The following is a 14,562-nucleotide window of genomic DNA, read 5'->3' as shown; positions in this document are numbered from 1 at the left end:
GTGTAAATTCTTCCAAAAGGATATATTTTGCACAAAAATATACAGCTAACAAAATAAAAAAACCATTCATCACCGCTCACAGAGTGATAAATGGATTTTTTACTTCCTATTTTTTTGCTTACTTCACCAAATGGGCTTTTATCCACTCCATTTGATTCTTATTGGTATCTTCGCTTGTCCAATGCTCATTGATTGGGGTCAAGAGCGATTCTTTCTTGCATTTCAAGGTATTCCACACTGCATAGCTTGTAGTTGGAGGACAAGTATTGTCATTATATCCCCAAGTAAGATAGGTATCGGCTTTCACATAACGAGCAAAGTTGACCACATCAAAGTAAGACAAGGTATTGAGACAATCCTTGTTACCTAGTATCTGAGGTTGCTTGTTAAAGTGAGGATAACCGCCTGTCCTACCCTTCTCGACATAACCAGCCATGTCACTAAGGGCAGGATGATTTGCCACACACTGGGTTACTCGCTTGTCAAGACCAGCCGCGATGATTGCCAAAGCACCACCTTGGCTTCCACCTTGCACAGCCACATTCTTACCATCCCATTCAGGAAGAGAGGTCAAGAAGTCGATACAACGAACCAATCCGCAATAGACATGCTTCATATAATAGATGTCCTTGTTCTCCAATCCATTGGCAAGATAACCACCATTGGCATCATTGAAGGCACGAGTCGCATCCTCGAAGGCAGACTGAGGCAAACGTGGGTCTAATCCATGAATCTCTATCTCAAAACGGATGAAGCCGTTCTCAGCATAGAACTTATTGCGCAATGGTTCCTTGATGGTTTTGATACCTGCTCCTGGAGGTGTCAAGACAACAGGACAAGAACCAGCCTTGGCATTCTTTGGGATAAACAGATAGCCATACATCGAATGGCGCATCTTGTCGATTTGAAGTTTGATGAGATAGCAATCCATCTTGTCCGTGCAATACTCCTTGGCGAGTTCCTTAGTATAACTCATAGGAACTTGCTCCAAATCTCGTAGGTTTTTCTGCCAGAAAGCCTCGAAATTTTTTGGTTCTTGGGTATAAGGTTGTATCTTATCCACTGAATATCCCACCTTCACATGATGCTGATACTTTTTGCCATCAAGAGCATAGGCCAAGCGCAAGTCACGAAATCCTGGGGTCTTGCGAGTGCCCATGTTGATGACAGCACGACCGTTTTTGAGTTTCACGCTCCCCTGCTTGTCACCTTCGAGCATGTCATTGCCGATTTCATACTTCACCTCACCATCACGAGGTATGCCGTATTGATAGAAGCTCACCTCCACCTTGGCTTGTTCACCTGTTTGATAGAGCCAGTCGGCATGGTCTGGCACGGTCAGCCATAAGTAATCACTGCGATAAGGATAGTTCTCGGCATGTGTTGCCAAAACTATCCAAAGGAAGAGAGCCATCAGAATGTTTCTTACTTTCATTTTTTCGATACGTTTATAGTTATTCCTTAAATTAGCAGACTTAAAATTTCACAAAAATGCAAGCCTTTGGGCAGCAAAAAGTTGCCCAAAGTTTGCATATGTCAGAAAATTCACTTACCTTAGTGCTGCAAAACAAAAACAAGGAATATCTAACACATGGCAAAGGTAAGCAAAAAATTTGAGAAACTCACTCCTTTTGGAGGAAATTATTTCACGAACAGGGCTTTTAGCTCTCTTTCCCTTGACAAGGTCATCAACGAGACCCTTGGCAAGCGCAGTTCAACCTACAATGGATACCAATGGGACGAGATTGTCTCTTCCATGCTCGATGTTTATCTCAGCGGAGGCAATTGTGTGGAAGACGTGAACAGAAAGGAGTGCCACATTCGCGAGACTCCCGACACCCGCATACCGACAAGCCACACCATCGGTCGTGCCATCAAGACACTGTCCACATTGTCATTTCCACAACGGAAACGAACATATCTAATAATTACATTAGGAGCCTTGATGACAAAAGGCCAAGATGCGATACAGATGCCATCACCAGGAGCGGTCTGTCCTGCGATAGTGACATCACCCGACTGCAAGTTGAGCTGGCTCTTCAAGAAGATAGTACCCGACACATCAAAGATAATGGTACGAGCACCTTTCTGATTACACGCCCATCGGAAAGACCCTTCCTCGCCTGTATCTTCGAGTGTGGTGACATGATAGACTGCCCCACCACGGCCACCTGTTACATACATACCATAACCTTGTGCGCCTGGGAAAGAAGGAACTTTGTTAGACTGTGCCATCGTTGTTGTGGCTGTAACGAGCATACTGCTGAAGAGTACACCTTTCAATAGACTGCTAAGTAATGTTTGTCTCATATCGAAAAACGGTTTTTAAGTTATAATTCTTAATGGTATCGGACTCGTCACCCTCACATGATGAAGAATGGCATTGAATCCTTGATTCGCTTGCAAAATTAGGAGAAAGAGAAGACTCTTTATGGTGTATTTTTGCCAAAATAAGAGTATAAAATGACGGAGATACCCCCAAGTGATTAATTTTACCCACCTTTCCGTACTATCTTCTCCCTCAACTTATTTTTTCTTTCGTACTTTTGCGGTATCAATAAAACAACAACTTAAAAACAAACCAAATCATGGGCAACAACCATCTATTGATTCAAGATTACTATGCAGCCAACTGCTCCAAGCTCATCAACTACGCATTGAAATGCCAGATGAGCATGGATGATGCACAAGACATCGTACAAGATGCCTTCGTTCGCTTGCTATCGTCAGACAAGATGATCAACGAGACCACTCTCCCTGCATTAGTGAGGAGCATCGTCTCCAACCTCATCAAAGACCGCTGGCGACACCAAGCCTACATCTACCAACATGAGCGATACATCAAACTGACCTCTTCCCAATATGAAGACGGACAAAGCCTCCTTTCCATGCACGAGACGGAGCTTTGGCTACAGAAGAGCATGGCGAGGCTCGACGAGAAGAGCTGCAAGATATATCGCATGAGCATGGAAGAGGGGAAAAAGGTAAGCGAGATAGCCGATTGCCTCAACATCAAATATAAAACGGTGGAGAATCGCCTCAGCATGGCTAGAAAAGAAGTTCGGCACTACATGGCAGCGATATGCCTGTAACAGGCATACTCTCTTACCATTTCAGATGCCCATACTTTTCCTTATACCAGATTTGCCAACCGTTCACCATATTCTGCCAAACGACGTAGGCACCAGGGGCAACGGCTGCCAATGGATTGAGGAAAGTAAGGGTGAGCCAAATGCCCACGATGGTATTCTTCTGTCCGAGAGCCTGACCCGCACTGATACTTGCCCCGTAATGCCGACCCACCGCCTTGCCAATCGCAAACTGGATAAGGCAAACTAACAGCGGAACTATCAACAACAAGGCTAGAATCCATCCAGAAACCTCAGCATGAAGGATATTCCTTACCGTCTCCCCCATCAAGATGGTAAGGTTGAAGCACCACATATAGAAGCCCAAGTCTTTCACGCTCTTCACCTTATCCACAAACTTAGGCAAGAATTTCCTACTCAACAATGCCAAGAGCAAAGGAACGACTAAGACCGTTGTCACATTGCGGAACACCATCGCACTCATCATGAGGAACGAGACATCTGCCCCCTTCTCTACCATCGGGAAAAGACTCGGAATGATGACCATCGTAAAAATGTTGGCGATGACCGTATAGGTGGTCAGCGAACCGATACTGCCGCCCAACTTCTCCGTAACCACAGCCACGGCGGCTGCCGTAGGACAGATGAAGCAGATGAAGGCACCCTCGAGAATCAGTTTGGTACTGTAATCGGAACCGAACTCGAAGATGAGCACCACCATCGCCAATGCCAGCGAGGTGCGGATGAGCTGGAGGATGAAATGCCAGGTCTTAGGCTTCATCTCCTTGATTTCTATCTTACAGAAAGTAACATAGAGCAGGGCGAAGAGCACCACCGGCATCAGACTTACCAACCTCGGACCACAATAATCGCCAATGGGCACCAGGAAGGGCACATTGGCGAATATCAGGTAGCCCAATGCTCCCATAACCAGGGAGCAGGGCAATGAAAACTTTCTAAAAAATCTCCACAAAAACATATCAGTTTAGTCTTTGTTGCTGCGCTTGCGCTTCAGGTGATCAAGCTCAATCTTGCGCATACGCATGTTCTTTGGAGTTACCTCTACGTACTCGTCCTCACGGATATACTCCAGGCACTCCTCAAGACTCATCACGGTCTTAGGAATCACGCGGGCCTTATCGTCTGAACCGGAAGCACGCACGTTGGTAAGCTGCTTAGCCTTGGTTACGTTAACTACCAGGTCGTTATCGTGAACATGCTCACCTACAACCTCGCCGCCGTAAACCTCCTCACCCGGGTCGATGAAGAACTTACCACGATCCTGCAACTTATCGATGGCGTAAGCAAAGGCAGTACCGGTTTCGAGCGCAATCATGCTACCGTTAGAACGGCGGCTGATTTCACCCTTGTATGGCTGATACTCCTTGAAGCGGTGAGCCATGATAGCCTCGCCCTGAGAAGCGGTCAGCACGTTGGTACGCAGACCGATGATACCACGTGAAGGGATATCAAACTCGATGTCTACACGCTCGCCCATGTTCAGCATAGAGGTCATATCACCCTTGCGGCGGGTAACCATATCAATCATCTTAGAAGCGAACTCCTCTGGTACGTTGATGGTCAACTCCTCTACAGGCTCGCATTTCACACCGTCAATCTCCTTGTAGATAACCTGAGGCTGACCTACCTGGAGCTCATAGCCCTCGCGGCGCATGGTCTCGATGAGCACAGAGAGATGGAGCACACCACGGCCTGATACAATCCACTTATCGGTAGAATCCTCGTAAGGCTGTACGCGGAGAGCGAGGTTCTTCTCGAGCTCCTTGTTCAAGCGCTCCTGGATGTGGCGTGATGTACAGAACTTGCCTTCCTTACCGAAGAATGGTGAATCGTTGATGGTGAAGAGCATGCTCATGGTAGGCTCATCGACAGCGATTGGAGGCAGAGGCTCAGGATTCTCGAAGTCGCAGATGGTATCACCAATCTCAAACTTCTCCAAACCGATAACGGCACAGATATCGCCAGAATCTACATGATCGGTCTTCTTGTGACCCATACCCTCGAAGGTGTGGAGTTCCTTAATCTTGGTCTTCTCCTGGGTACCGTCGCGGTGGCAGATAGTAACGTTCATGCCGTCCTTCAAAGTACCACGGTGAACACGACCTACGGCGATACGACCTGTATAAGAGCTGTAATCGAGTGATGTGATAAGGAGCTGAGGAGTACCCTCAAGCTGCTTAGGAGCTGGGATAACCTCAATAATCTTATCGAGCAGATAGTCGATATTGTCGGTTGGATGATTATAATCCTCGCCCATCCAGCCGTTCTTGGCAGAACCGTAAACTACAGGGAAGTCGAGCTGGTCTTCTGTAGCATCGAGGTCGCACATCAGGTCGAATACCATCTCATACACCTCTTCAGGGCGACAGTTAGGCTTATCTACCTTATTAACAACAACGATAGGCTTCAGTCCGAGCTGCAATGCCTTCTGGAGCACGAAACGTGTCTGAGGCATCGGACCCTCGAAAGCATCGACGAGGAGGAGGCATCCGTCTGCCATGTTGAGCACGCGCTCAACCTCACCACCGAAGTCAGAGTGTCCAGGAGTATCGAGGATATTAATCTTAGTACCTTTCCAATTGATAGATACATTCTTTGAGAGAATGGTTATACCACGCTCGCGCTCCAAGTCGTTGGAATCGAGCACTTCGCCGCTGTTATCCTGGCCGTCGCGGAACAGCTTACCGGCGAGCATCATCTTGTCGACCAATGTAGTCTTACCATGGTCAACGTGTGCAATAACTGCAATGTTTCTAATGTCTTGCATTTTAATTTTTACCTTAAATACTTAAATTTGGGTGCAAAATTACAAAAAAATCCCGAAATGTTTGCATAATTCGCCAAAAAGTTGTACCTTTGCACCGCATTTTTAATGAAACCACCGTGAGGAAGGTCATCAGATGCGCAAAATTAAACATATTCATATTTTATTAAATTAAGTATTACAGCTATGTATTTAGACAAAGCAAAAAAAGAAGAGATCTTTAGCAAGTACGGAAAGTCTAACTCTGATACTGGTTCAGCTGAGAGCCAGATAGCATTGTTCTCATACCGTATTGCTCATTTGACGGAGCACGTTAAGAAGAACCGTAAAGATTATACTACAACACGTGCGTTGACACAGCTTGTAGGAAAGCGTCGTGCATTGCTCGATTACTTGTATGATCGCGACATCAATCGCTATCGTGCTATCATCAAGGCCCTCGGTCTTCGTAAGTAATCAGCTTAGGCAGACACATTGCTTAACAGAACAAAGAATCCCATCACTCGCAAGAGCGATGGGATTTTTCTTGCATAAAAAAAAGAATATGATTCACTTCTTAGAACAGTACTTTGTAGAACTTGTTACTGTAACCAGCATCATCTATCTGACGCTGGCTATCATTCTGTTGCTCTACAAGACACCTGATACAGCCGTTTACAAAACCTTCCGCAGATCTAAAAGACTGATGGCAGGCGGAATGGGACTCATCAGTCTGAATATATGGATCTGGATAGCATCATTTACCGGAAGCTGGACTGAATATAACAACTGGGTACCCTGTTTCGACATCATCCTCTTCTATCTGATGGGCATCTGCTTCAGCTTCTCGCTCAGCAGTCTGCTCGACCCTCATTATATCTCCCGTAAGCGCTACAGGGCGATAGCTGTAAAGTTCACTCTGACGGCTTTCTTCGCCCTTATCGCCATGACAGATGCGCTGAAGGCATATCAGCTGCCCCTGCTGCTTATCGCCCTGATAGGACTGCTGGAGATGCTCATAGGGCATATCTACTACTTCAACAAGTGCTATCTGAGGAGCAACGCCCTCTTCGAAAACTACTTCTCGAACGAGAAGAGCCATTTCATCAGATGGCTCAAGGTGAGCCACTGGCTCTTCTACGGCATGCTGATACTGGGCGTGATATCCATCCGTTCGGGTGCGCTGTTCAACTGGCTGTTGCAATTCTATGTGGTGGGCATGAATCTCTATATCCTGGTAAACATCATCAACTATGCCTCAGAATACGAGACGCTGATGAAGGCAAACGTCGATAAGGAGGAAGAGGAAAAGATGGGAGAAGCCAATCCGAAGAAAGCCTTTATCGAGACGCTACGCCCGAGAGTGACAGAATGGACTCTGGAGAAATCGTATCTGAAGGAACAGTTCACGATAGATGATCTTGCTACTAAGCTGTATACCAACAAGACGTATCTCTCTACCTTTATCAAGGAAGAATTCGGCATGAACTTCAGCAGTTGGATAGCAAGCCTGCGCCTGGAAGAAGCCAAGAAAATGATGAGCGAGCATCCTGATGCCAAGCTGAAGGATATCGCCTACAACGTAGGTTTCTCCTCGCTGCCCTACTTCTCAAGCGTCTTTGCCAAATCAGAAGGCGTCACGCCATCTGCCTGGATGAAAGAAATCAGCAGGAATAAAGAAAGATAAGAAACGGAAGAACGGGCTAGAAACTTTAAAGTTTCTGGCCCGTTCTTGTATATTTAGTTACTTAGAATAAATCTCCTTCAAAGGATTCATCACGAAATCACGCTCCTCCATCAGCGGATGAGGAACCTTGAAATCGGGCTCATCTATCACCAGATCATCTATCATCAGGATATCGATGTCGATGATGCGGTCCTGATATTCGCCATCCACCGACTTCATGGTGCGCCCCATTTCGCGCTCTATGCGCTGCGTAGCCTCCAGCACCTGGCGCGGAGCCATCGTGGTGAGAACCAGCACACAGGCATTGATATAATCGTTGGGCGACGAATAGCCCCAAGGCTTGGTTTCGTAAAGAGCAGACTGGCGCTCTACCACACCAATCTGCTCTCCTATCTTTTCTATTACCTCGCGAATGTTGCGCTTTCGGTTGCCCAAATTCGTACCGAGACTTAAATATACTTTATACATGTTCACCCCGTTAATCTGGAAGAATCAACAATGAATCACCATAGCAGCCAAACATATAACCGTTCTTCACAGCCATCTTGTATGCCTCGTAAACCAGGTCGTAACCACCAAAGGCTGCGGTACTCATCATCAGAGTTGACTCAGGATGATAGAAGTTGGCTACGGCACAGTCAGCAAGTCCGAAATCGTATGGAGGGAAGATGAACTTGTTGGTCCATCCGTCGAATGCCTTCATCATACCGTCGGTGCCTACAGCCGTTTCAGTTGCCTTCATCACGCTGGTACCGATAGCGCAGACGCGATGACCGGCAAGCTTAGTCTTGTTAACCAGATCGCATGCCTCCTGACTGATCATCATCTGCTCAGAATCCATCTTGTGCTTGGTAAGATCCTCAACCTCGATATCGTGGAAGTTGCCCAGACCGCAGTGCAGGGTGATATAAGCCTCGTTGATACCATTGATTTCCATACGCTTCATCAGCTCGCGAGAGAAGTGAAGACCGGTAGCAGGTGCAGTTACAGCACCCTCTACCTCAGCGAAAACACACTGGAAATCGTCCATATCATCCTCTGTAGCGTGATGATCCTCACGGGCATCGATGACGTAGCGTGGGAGCGGAGCCTCGCCCAGAGCGAAGAGCGAACGCTTGAAGACATCATGACTGCCATCCTCATCATAGAGGAAACGGAGGGTACGGCCACGGCTGGTGGTATTGTCGATAACCTCGGCAACCATCTCGTTGACATCATCGAAGAAAAGCTTGTTGCCGATACGGATCTTGCGGGCAGGCTCTACCAATACGTCCCAAAGACGCATCTCAGGATTGAGCTCGCGGAGCAGGAACACCTCTATCTTGGCATCGGTCTTCTCCTTGGTACCGTAAAGACGGGCTGGGAAAACCTTGGTATTGTTGAAGATGAAGGTATCGCCCTCTTCGAAGTAATTCACGATATCCTTGAACTGCAGGAATACTGGATTGCCATCGGCATCAACCATATCCTTGCCGTTTTCATCTTTCTTGTACATCACGATGGTTTCACTCTTCTTGTGGAGAACCATGAGTCGGGACTCGTCGCGGCGAGTAATCTCGAATGTACGTTCACCACTAGCAGTTTTTACCACGTGCTTTGCCTTATGTGGATAAAGTGCCACCTGATCTTTTGGCAACTTAAAGTTAAATTGTGATAGCTTCATGTTATATTATTTATTACTTGGATGACTGAAGGCTGTCTTCGAGAGGCTGCTCATCAAGCCATTCCTGGAAATGTTCAAAACTGATGCAGTTTTCTACTGCGAAACTTCCTGCCTTGGTACGGCGGAGGGCGGTAAGATAGGCACCGCTATCCAGAGCCCTGCCGATATCACGGGCGAGGGAACGGATATAGGTTCCTTTGCCGCAAACCACACGGATGCTGGCGGTCTTCTGCTCATCGTTATAATCGGTGAGTTCTATCTCGTCTACACGCACGGTCTTCGGCTTGAGCTGAACCTCTTCGCCTGCCCGGCGCAAGGCATAAGAGCGGTCGCCATTCACCTTTACGGCACTGTAGGTAGGCGGAACCTGCTGAATCTCGCCCACAAACTGCTTGAGCGTTTCCTCCACCAGCTGGCGGGTGATATGCTCCGTAGGATAGGTGTGATTCACGCTGTGTTCCTTATCGTAGCTGGCGGTAGTAGCACCGAGCTGCAGGGTAGCTGTATACTCCTTGGTGTGGGTCTGCAGCTGTTCTATCTGCTTGGTACATTTACCGGTGCAGAGCACCAGCACGCCAGTGGCAAGGGGATCGAGCGTACCGGCATGTCCTATCTTTACCTTAAAACCGAGTTTCTTACTGAGCAGATAGCGAACATGCGCCAGGGCTCCGAAACTCGACATGCGATAAGGCTTGTCGATGGCAATAATTTCTCCTTTTCTGAAATCCATAGTTTATGTTTAGTCAACCATCTGCATATCTACACCGCAAAGGCCGCAGATGATAATGATAAGTCCTACTACGATACGGTACCAGCCGAAAGCTGCAAAACCGTACTTGGTGACATAATTGATGAAAAACTTGATGGCGAGAATGGCAACGATGAATGCTACCACTGAGCCTAATATCAATGTGAACAGGTTGTTGCCCTGGGTGAGCAATGAGCCGCCGCCATGGCTGATGAGCTTATAAACCTCGAGACAGGTGGCGCCAAACATGGTTGGCACTGCCAGGAAGAATGAGAACTCGGCTGCTGCCTTGCGGGTAAGACGCTGGGACATACCACCCACGATGGTTGACATGGAGCGCGATACACCAGGAATCATCGCTATACACTGGATGAAACCGATAATCAGGGCACGCTTGTAAGTAAGCTTGGTCTGTTCGCTGCCTTTATTGAATATCTTATCGCAGAAGAGCATGAAAATACCGCCGATGACAAGCATCCAGCCCACCAGTTGTACATTGCCAAGGTTTGACTCGATGAAATCATTGAAGGCAAGGCCCAATACCACGGCAGGCACGGTACCAACAACCAGACGGGCATAGAAATCGAACATCGCCTTCCAATAGGTCTTCTCACCGGTCTTCACAGCCTCCGGATAGAAGAATCTCTTCCAATACAGACAGATGACAGAAAGGATGGCGCCAAACTGGATGATGACAGTAAAGGCGTTGACAAACTTATCCTGGATATCTACACCCAGCAAATTTTCTGCTATAATCATGTGGCCCGTACTGGATACAGGCAAGAACTCGGTCAGTCCCTCTACGATAGAGATAATGATAGTCTGAATAAAATCCATCTAATAATAATATGTATATTAATTATAAATTATTCATTGTCTTTCGGTTTGTGAATCACCGCATAGATGATTGAAAGGAAACCAATCAATGTTACGGTTGGTGCTACAACGATGCGACGGGTACTGAAAATATCAGTATCGAAGGTATGCTCGTTAGAACCGGCGCCACTCATCAGCAGAAAACCGATGATGATAATCGCCATTCCGATGCCTAACAAGATAAAGTTCATCTTGTCGAATGCTAAATTCTTCTTATCCATTATTTTATATAATTTACAATTTATAGTTTACAGTTTATAGCAAACCTGCTATACGGCAAAGCTGCCATTAACTTTTAACTATTAACTTTTAACTATTAACTATCAACTAAATCTTATAAAGGTCTCCCGCCTTCATCTTCAGGAACTTATTGACTGAGATGCAGGCGCAGAAGGCGGTAATGATGATACCGAAGAGGAAAACGGAGCCGCCGGTGATGGCAAGTTCCTGCCAGCCCAAAACATTCATCAGTTCCGGTTCGTGGAGCGACCATGCATAGAGACAACCGCCCAGGAAACCATCTGCCAGCAGGGCTGAAACAACGCCCACAAGCACAGCCTTGCGCAGGAACGGACGGCGGATAAAGCCCCAGGATGCACCTACCAGCTTCATCGTATGGATGGAGAAACGGCGGGCATAGATGCCCAGACGCACCGTATTGTTAATCAACGAGAACGAGATGAAGGTGAGCAGGGCTGCTACAATCAGCAATCCGATACTGATCTTTGCCAACGAATTGTTCACCTGTTCTATCAGGTCGTGCTGATAAGTAACCTCGGTAACACGCGGATATGCCTTCAGTTCCTTGGCAATCCACTTCAAAGAATCATTGTTCGCATAATCTGCCTTCGTCGTAATCTCTATGGAAGGCTGGAAAGGGTTGACACCGGCAAACTCGCTCGGGTTGGTACCCAAATCGCGGGTAGCTTCTTTCAGTGCCTCTTCCTTGGTGATATAAGTCAGCGTATTGACATAAGGTCTTGCATTCAGGCGTTTACACATCTGCAATCCCTCCGGGTTAGTCATATCCTGTTCGAGCATCACCTGTACCACGAGATTCTCCTTCACATAGGAAGAGAGATTGCGTCCCATGAGGACAGAGAAGATAACTAACCCCAACAAAATGAGCACCATAGCGGTACTGATACACAAAGTAATGACCTGCAATCCACGATGATTGCTAGGCTTATATTGTTTCTTTCTCATTTTAAAAAATCTTTACTAACTTAAAATCAAAAGGGCACAATTACCCAAATTGTCTGCAAAGATACGCATAAACGAAGAGATTACAAAATAAAATTGCATTTATTTACATTTATTCAATTAATTAATCGAACCACAGGCAAAAGTTAAGTTCAATTGAAAAAGGAAAAGGGCCAACCTCACGGCCAGCCCTTCACATACTAAGTAAAATTCAAATAGGTATGACTTGAATTTACTAAATGAAAATATTTTTTTTAGGAAATTTCCCACTATAATTACACCATCGTTACATTTTAGTGATGACACCCTTCTCTGAACTCTCCAGGAACTGGATGATGTTCTGAATCTCCGGTCCATCTGGCACCTGATCCTTGATCTGGTTAATGGCATCGAAGAGGGATGTCTGACCATGGAATACCAATCGGTAGGCATTCGCAATATGCTTGCGAACCTTCTCGGTAAGCTCGGCTGCTTCCATGATGATGGTGTTAGGACCTGCATACTTCACAGGCTTTCCACCGGCAATGATATAAGGAGGAATATCCTTAGAGAAGGTAGTACCTGCCTGAATCATCGCCAGGTCGCCTACTCGGGTCTTGGCGTTCTCTACTACAGATGTTGAGTAGATGACACCGTTACCAATCACACAGTCGCCCGCAATCTTGGTGCCATAACCGAATACGCAACCGTTGCCGATGACGGTATCGTGAGAGATATGGGCACCTTCCATCAGGAAGTTGTTGTTGCCCAGAACGGTCTTGCCGCCCTTATGGGTACCACGGTTGATAACCACGTTCTCACGGATGGTATTGTTGTCGCCAATCACTACCTCACTCTCCTCACCTGTAAAGTGGAAGTCCTGTGGGAGGGCAGCAATAACGGCTGCCTGGAACACCTTATTATTATTACCCATGCGAGTACCGTTCATGATGCTCACGAATGGATAGATGGTACAGTTGTCGCCGATGACCACATCGTCCTCAATATAGGCGAATGGATATATCTTGCAGTTGTCTCCAATCTTAGCCTTTGGAGAAACCTCTGCCTTTGGACTTATTATACTAGCCATAACTATAAACTATTAATTATTAACTATAAACTACTTAGCTCCTCCACCCAATGCATAGTAGAGATTTACTACTGCCTGCATCTTGTTGAAGTCATCAGCTACCTTAGAAAGCTGTACGTTGAGGAGTGAAGACTGTGCCTGGATGATTTCAAGGTAAGAGCTGCCTGCAATACCCATCAATTCCTTGGTAGATTCTACATTCTTCTCGAGTACTTCTATTCGCTTCTGCTCTATCTTGCTCTTCTCATCAGAGTAGTTGTAGAGAACAAGCGCATTGCTCACCTCGCTACCAGCCTTCAGCACAGTATTCTGCCAGGTATTGTAAGCCTGCTCATACTGCATCTTAGCCACCTTCAAACCGGCAATGATACGGCCGTTCTGGAAGATTGGCTGGGTAAGAGAACCTACAGCTGAGAGCAACCACTTACCTGGGTTCACGATGCCCATACCACCTGAATTGGTGAAGGCACCTGTACCGGAAATGGTGATAGATGGATAGAACTTGCTGCGGGCGGTCTCTACACCATAGAAGCACTGGGCAAGATTCATCTCGGCTGCGTGGACATCAGCACGGTTGTTGAGCAACTGGATGCCTACACCGGTTGAGAAATTAGATGGAAGACTCTGGTTATCCAACTTGCCACGGGCGATGCTATGTGCCTGGTCGCCGATGAGCAAACTCAGAGAGTTCTCTGTCTCACGAATCTGGCGCAACAGATCGGTCTTCTGGGTCAACACAGAATAGTAGTTAGACTCAGCAGACTGGATGGCTGGTGTACGGTAACCCATTCTGAGATCGTGCATCTTCTGCATAGTCTCCCAAGTATCCTTGGTCAATCCTTCCATATTGTTAACCAACTCCACCTGCTTGTCGAGCATCAACAGAGTATAATACATGTTGGCGATGTTGGCGATGAGGTTGGTCTTGACAGATACCTGATAATCCTGCAACTGGAGCAGCGCCATCTGGGCACTGCGCTTCTGAGAGAGCAGGTTGCCGAAGAGGTCTACCATCCAGCTGGCTGTAACAGGCATCGTGTAAGTCTTGGTGGCAGCCTGACCATCCCAGGAGGCGATGGTTCCCTGAGGAGTGAAAGACAAGGCAGGCACGAATGCCAACTTGGCACACTTCAGCTGCTCTTCAGCTATCTTCACGTTCAAAGCCGCATTGAGGAGGTTGACATTGTTGTTCAATCCCTTCTCGATGAGCGACTGAAGCTGAGGGTCGGTGAAGACACTGCGCCAAGGAATATTAGCGAAGGTTGTAGTATCCTTTACAGCCAAAGTATCTGTAGCAGAGTTGACATCGCGAACGATGCCGCTGATCTTCACATCCGGACGCTCATACTTTCCGTAGAGAGTCTTGCAGCTGCTCAGAGAGAGCGCTGCGAGACCCAATATGATGATATTTAAATTCTTTTTCATTGTTTCCTTTGAAGTTACATTGCGTTATTACTTCTTCT

At 46.8% G+C, this 14,562-nt stretch carries 15 protein-coding genes; 3 read left to right on the top strand and 12 right to left on the bottom strand.

Translation table 11 applies throughout. The features are described from left to right. Positions 1 to 118: 118 nt before the first annotated feature. Positions 119 to 1,435, bottom strand: a complete 1,317-nt coding sequence (locus ACWJAO_RS06990) for an acetylxylan esterase (RefSeq protein WP_449139729.1) — start codon at positions 1,433 to 1,435, stop codon at positions 119 to 121. A gap of 332 nt (positions 1,436 to 1,767) precedes the next feature. Then, positions 1,768 to 2,310: a hypothetical protein gene (locus tag ACWJAO_RS06985; RefSeq protein WP_449139728.1), complete on the bottom strand. Its 543-nt coding sequence runs from the start codon at positions 2,308 to 2,310 to the stop codon at positions 1,768 to 1,770. 278 nt (positions 2,311 to 2,588) lie between these two features. On the opposite strand from ACWJAO_RS06985, the gene ACWJAO_RS06980 reads away from it, so the two are divergent. Continuing rightward, on the top strand, positions 2,589 to 3,092 hold the full coding sequence (locus ACWJAO_RS06980; protein WP_449139727.1) for a sigma-70 family RNA polymerase sigma factor: 504 nt from the start codon (positions 2,589 to 2,591) through the stop codon (positions 3,090 to 3,092). A gap of 13 nt (positions 3,093 to 3,105) precedes the next feature. On the opposite strand, the gene ACWJAO_RS06975 is transcribed toward ACWJAO_RS06980, so the two are convergent. After that, on the bottom strand, positions 3,106 to 4,017 hold the full coding sequence (locus tag ACWJAO_RS06975; protein ID WP_449139726.1) for a transporter: 912 nt from the start codon (positions 4,015 to 4,017) through the stop codon (positions 3,106 to 3,108). Positions 4,018 to 4,074: 57 nt separating this feature from the next. Continuing rightward, entirely contained in the window at positions 4,075 to 5,877 is a 1,803-nt protein-coding gene (gene typA / locus ACWJAO_RS06970; protein ID WP_006849082.1) for a translational GTPase TypA, read from the bottom strand. Positions 5,878 to 6,060: 183 nt separating this feature from the next. Between typA and rpsO the strand changes: the two genes are divergently transcribed. Further along, positions 6,061 to 6,330 carry a 30S ribosomal protein S15 gene (rpsO, locus tag ACWJAO_RS06965; protein ID WP_022122065.1) on the top strand — a complete coding sequence of 90 codons (270 nt, stop codon included), beginning with the start codon at positions 6,061 to 6,063 and terminating at the stop codon, positions 6,328 to 6,330. A gap of 88 nt (positions 6,331 to 6,418) precedes the next feature. Continuing rightward, a complete protein-coding gene (locus tag ACWJAO_RS06960; protein ID WP_449139725.1) occupies positions 6,419 to 7,540 on the top strand; it encodes a helix-turn-helix domain-containing protein in 1,122 nt (373 codons plus the stop codon). Positions 7,541 to 7,597: 57 nt separating this feature from the next. On the opposite strand, the gene folK is transcribed toward ACWJAO_RS06960, so the two are convergent. The 8 genes from folK to ACWJAO_RS06920 all read right to left on the bottom strand — a co-directional run bounded on the left by folK (position 7,598) and on the right by ACWJAO_RS06920 (position 14,524). Next, complete coding sequence (gene folK / locus ACWJAO_RS06955) at positions 7,598 to 8,008, bottom strand: 2-amino-4-hydroxy-6-hydroxymethyldihydropteridine diphosphokinase (protein WP_449139724.1); 411 nt, start codon at positions 8,006 to 8,008, stop codon at positions 7,598 to 7,600. Positions 8,009 to 8,018: 10 nt separating this feature from the next. Continuing rightward, positions 8,019 to 9,203: a tRNA preQ1(34) S-adenosylmethionine ribosyltransferase-isomerase QueA gene (gene queA, locus ACWJAO_RS06950; protein WP_449139723.1), complete on the bottom strand. Its 1,185-nt coding sequence runs from the start codon at positions 9,201 to 9,203 to the stop codon at positions 8,019 to 8,021. Positions 9,204 to 9,216: 13 nt separating this feature from the next. Further along, the gene (gene truB, locus ACWJAO_RS06945) at positions 9,217 to 9,933 is read right to left on the bottom strand and encodes a tRNA pseudouridine(55) synthase TruB (RefSeq protein ID WP_449139722.1); all 717 of its coding nucleotides are present in this window, start codon (positions 9,931 to 9,933) and stop codon (positions 9,217 to 9,219) included. Positions 9,934 to 9,942: 9 nt separating this feature from the next. Beyond that, entirely contained in the window at positions 9,943 to 10,788 is an 846-nt protein-coding gene (locus ACWJAO_RS06940; protein ID WP_144151938.1) for an undecaprenyl-diphosphate phosphatase, read from the bottom strand. A 29-nt stretch (positions 10,789 to 10,817) separates the two neighbouring features. Beyond that, a complete protein-coding gene (locus tag ACWJAO_RS06935) occupies positions 10,818 to 11,048 on the bottom strand; it encodes a DUF3098 domain-containing protein (RefSeq protein ID WP_006849068.1) in 231 nt (76 codons plus the stop codon). Positions 11,049 to 11,154: 106 nt separating this feature from the next. After that, on the bottom strand, positions 11,155 to 12,033 hold the full coding sequence (locus tag ACWJAO_RS06930) for a cell division protein FtsX (RefSeq protein WP_144151940.1): 879 nt from the start codon (positions 12,031 to 12,033) through the stop codon (positions 11,155 to 11,157). A gap of 283 nt (positions 12,034 to 12,316) precedes the next feature. Further along, on the bottom strand, positions 12,317 to 13,099 hold the full coding sequence (lpxA, locus tag ACWJAO_RS06925) for an acyl-ACP--UDP-N-acetylglucosamine O-acyltransferase (RefSeq protein WP_118139306.1): 783 nt from the start codon (positions 13,097 to 13,099) through the stop codon (positions 12,317 to 12,319). 30 nt (positions 13,100 to 13,129) lie between these two features. Beyond that, positions 13,130 to 14,524 carry an efflux transporter outer membrane subunit gene (locus tag ACWJAO_RS06920; RefSeq protein ID WP_264902606.1) on the bottom strand — a complete coding sequence of 465 codons (1,395 nt, stop codon included), beginning with the start codon at positions 14,522 to 14,524 and terminating at the stop codon, positions 13,130 to 13,132. Between the last annotated feature and the right edge of the window lie 38 nt (positions 14,525 to 14,562).

This window comes from Segatella sp. (genome assembly GCF_977051555.1).
This window is presented reverse-complemented; position numbering and strand designations above follow the sequence as displayed.

What these genes read in the sequence shown, in the direction of transcription:
- ACWJAO_RS06990 (WP_449139729.1), bottom strand. Translation starts at nt 1,435, where the DNA reads ATGAAAGTAAGAAACATTCTGATGGCTCTCTTCCTTTGGATAGTTTTG.
- ACWJAO_RS06985 (WP_449139728.1), bottom strand. Translation starts at nt 2,310, where the DNA reads ATGAGACAAACATTACTTAGCAGTCTATTGAAAGGTGTACTCTTCAGC.
- ACWJAO_RS06980 (WP_449139727.1), top strand. Translation starts at nt 2,589, where the DNA reads ATGGGCAACAACCATCTATTGATTCAAGATTACTATGCAGCCAACTGC.
- ACWJAO_RS06975 (WP_449139726.1), bottom strand. Translation starts at nt 4,017, where the DNA reads ATGGGAGCATTGGGCTACCTGATATTCGCCAATGTGCCCTTCCTGGTG.
- typA (WP_006849082.1), bottom strand. Translation starts at nt 5,877, where the DNA reads ATGCAAGACATTAGAAACATTGCAGTTATTGCACACGTTGACCATGGT.
- rpsO (WP_022122065.1), top strand. Translation starts at nt 6,061, where the DNA reads ATGTATTTAGACAAAGCAAAAAAAGAAGAGATCTTTAGCAAGTACGGA.
- ACWJAO_RS06960 (WP_449139725.1), top strand. Translation starts at nt 6,419, where the DNA reads ATGATTCACTTCTTAGAACAGTACTTTGTAGAACTTGTTACTGTAACC.
- folK (WP_449139724.1), bottom strand. Translation starts at nt 8,008, where the DNA reads ATGTATAAAGTATATTTAAGTCTCGGTACGAATTTGGGCAACCGAAAG.
- queA (WP_449139723.1), bottom strand. Translation starts at nt 9,203, where the DNA reads ATGAAGCTATCACAATTTAACTTTAAGTTGCCAAAAGATCAGGTGGCA.
- truB (WP_449139722.1), bottom strand. Translation starts at nt 9,933, where the DNA reads ATGGATTTCAGAAAAGGAGAAATTATTGCCATCGACAAGCCTTATCGC.
- ACWJAO_RS06940 (WP_144151938.1), bottom strand. Translation starts at nt 10,788, where the DNA reads ATGGATTTTATTCAGACTATCATTATCTCTATCGTAGAGGGACTGACC.
- ACWJAO_RS06935 (WP_006849068.1), bottom strand. Translation starts at nt 11,048, where the DNA reads ATGGATAAGAAGAATTTAGCATTCGACAAGATGAACTTTATCTTGTTA.
- ACWJAO_RS06930 (WP_144151940.1), bottom strand. Translation starts at nt 12,033, where the DNA reads ATGAGAAAGAAACAATATAAGCCTAGCAATCATCGTGGATTGCAGGTC.
- lpxA (WP_118139306.1), bottom strand. Translation starts at nt 13,099, where the DNA reads ATGGCTAGTATAATAAGTCCAAAGGCAGAGGTTTCTCCAAAGGCTAAG.
- ACWJAO_RS06920 (WP_264902606.1), bottom strand. Translation starts at nt 14,524, where the DNA reads ATGAAAAAGAATTTAAATATCATCATATTGGGTCTCGCAGCGCTCTCT.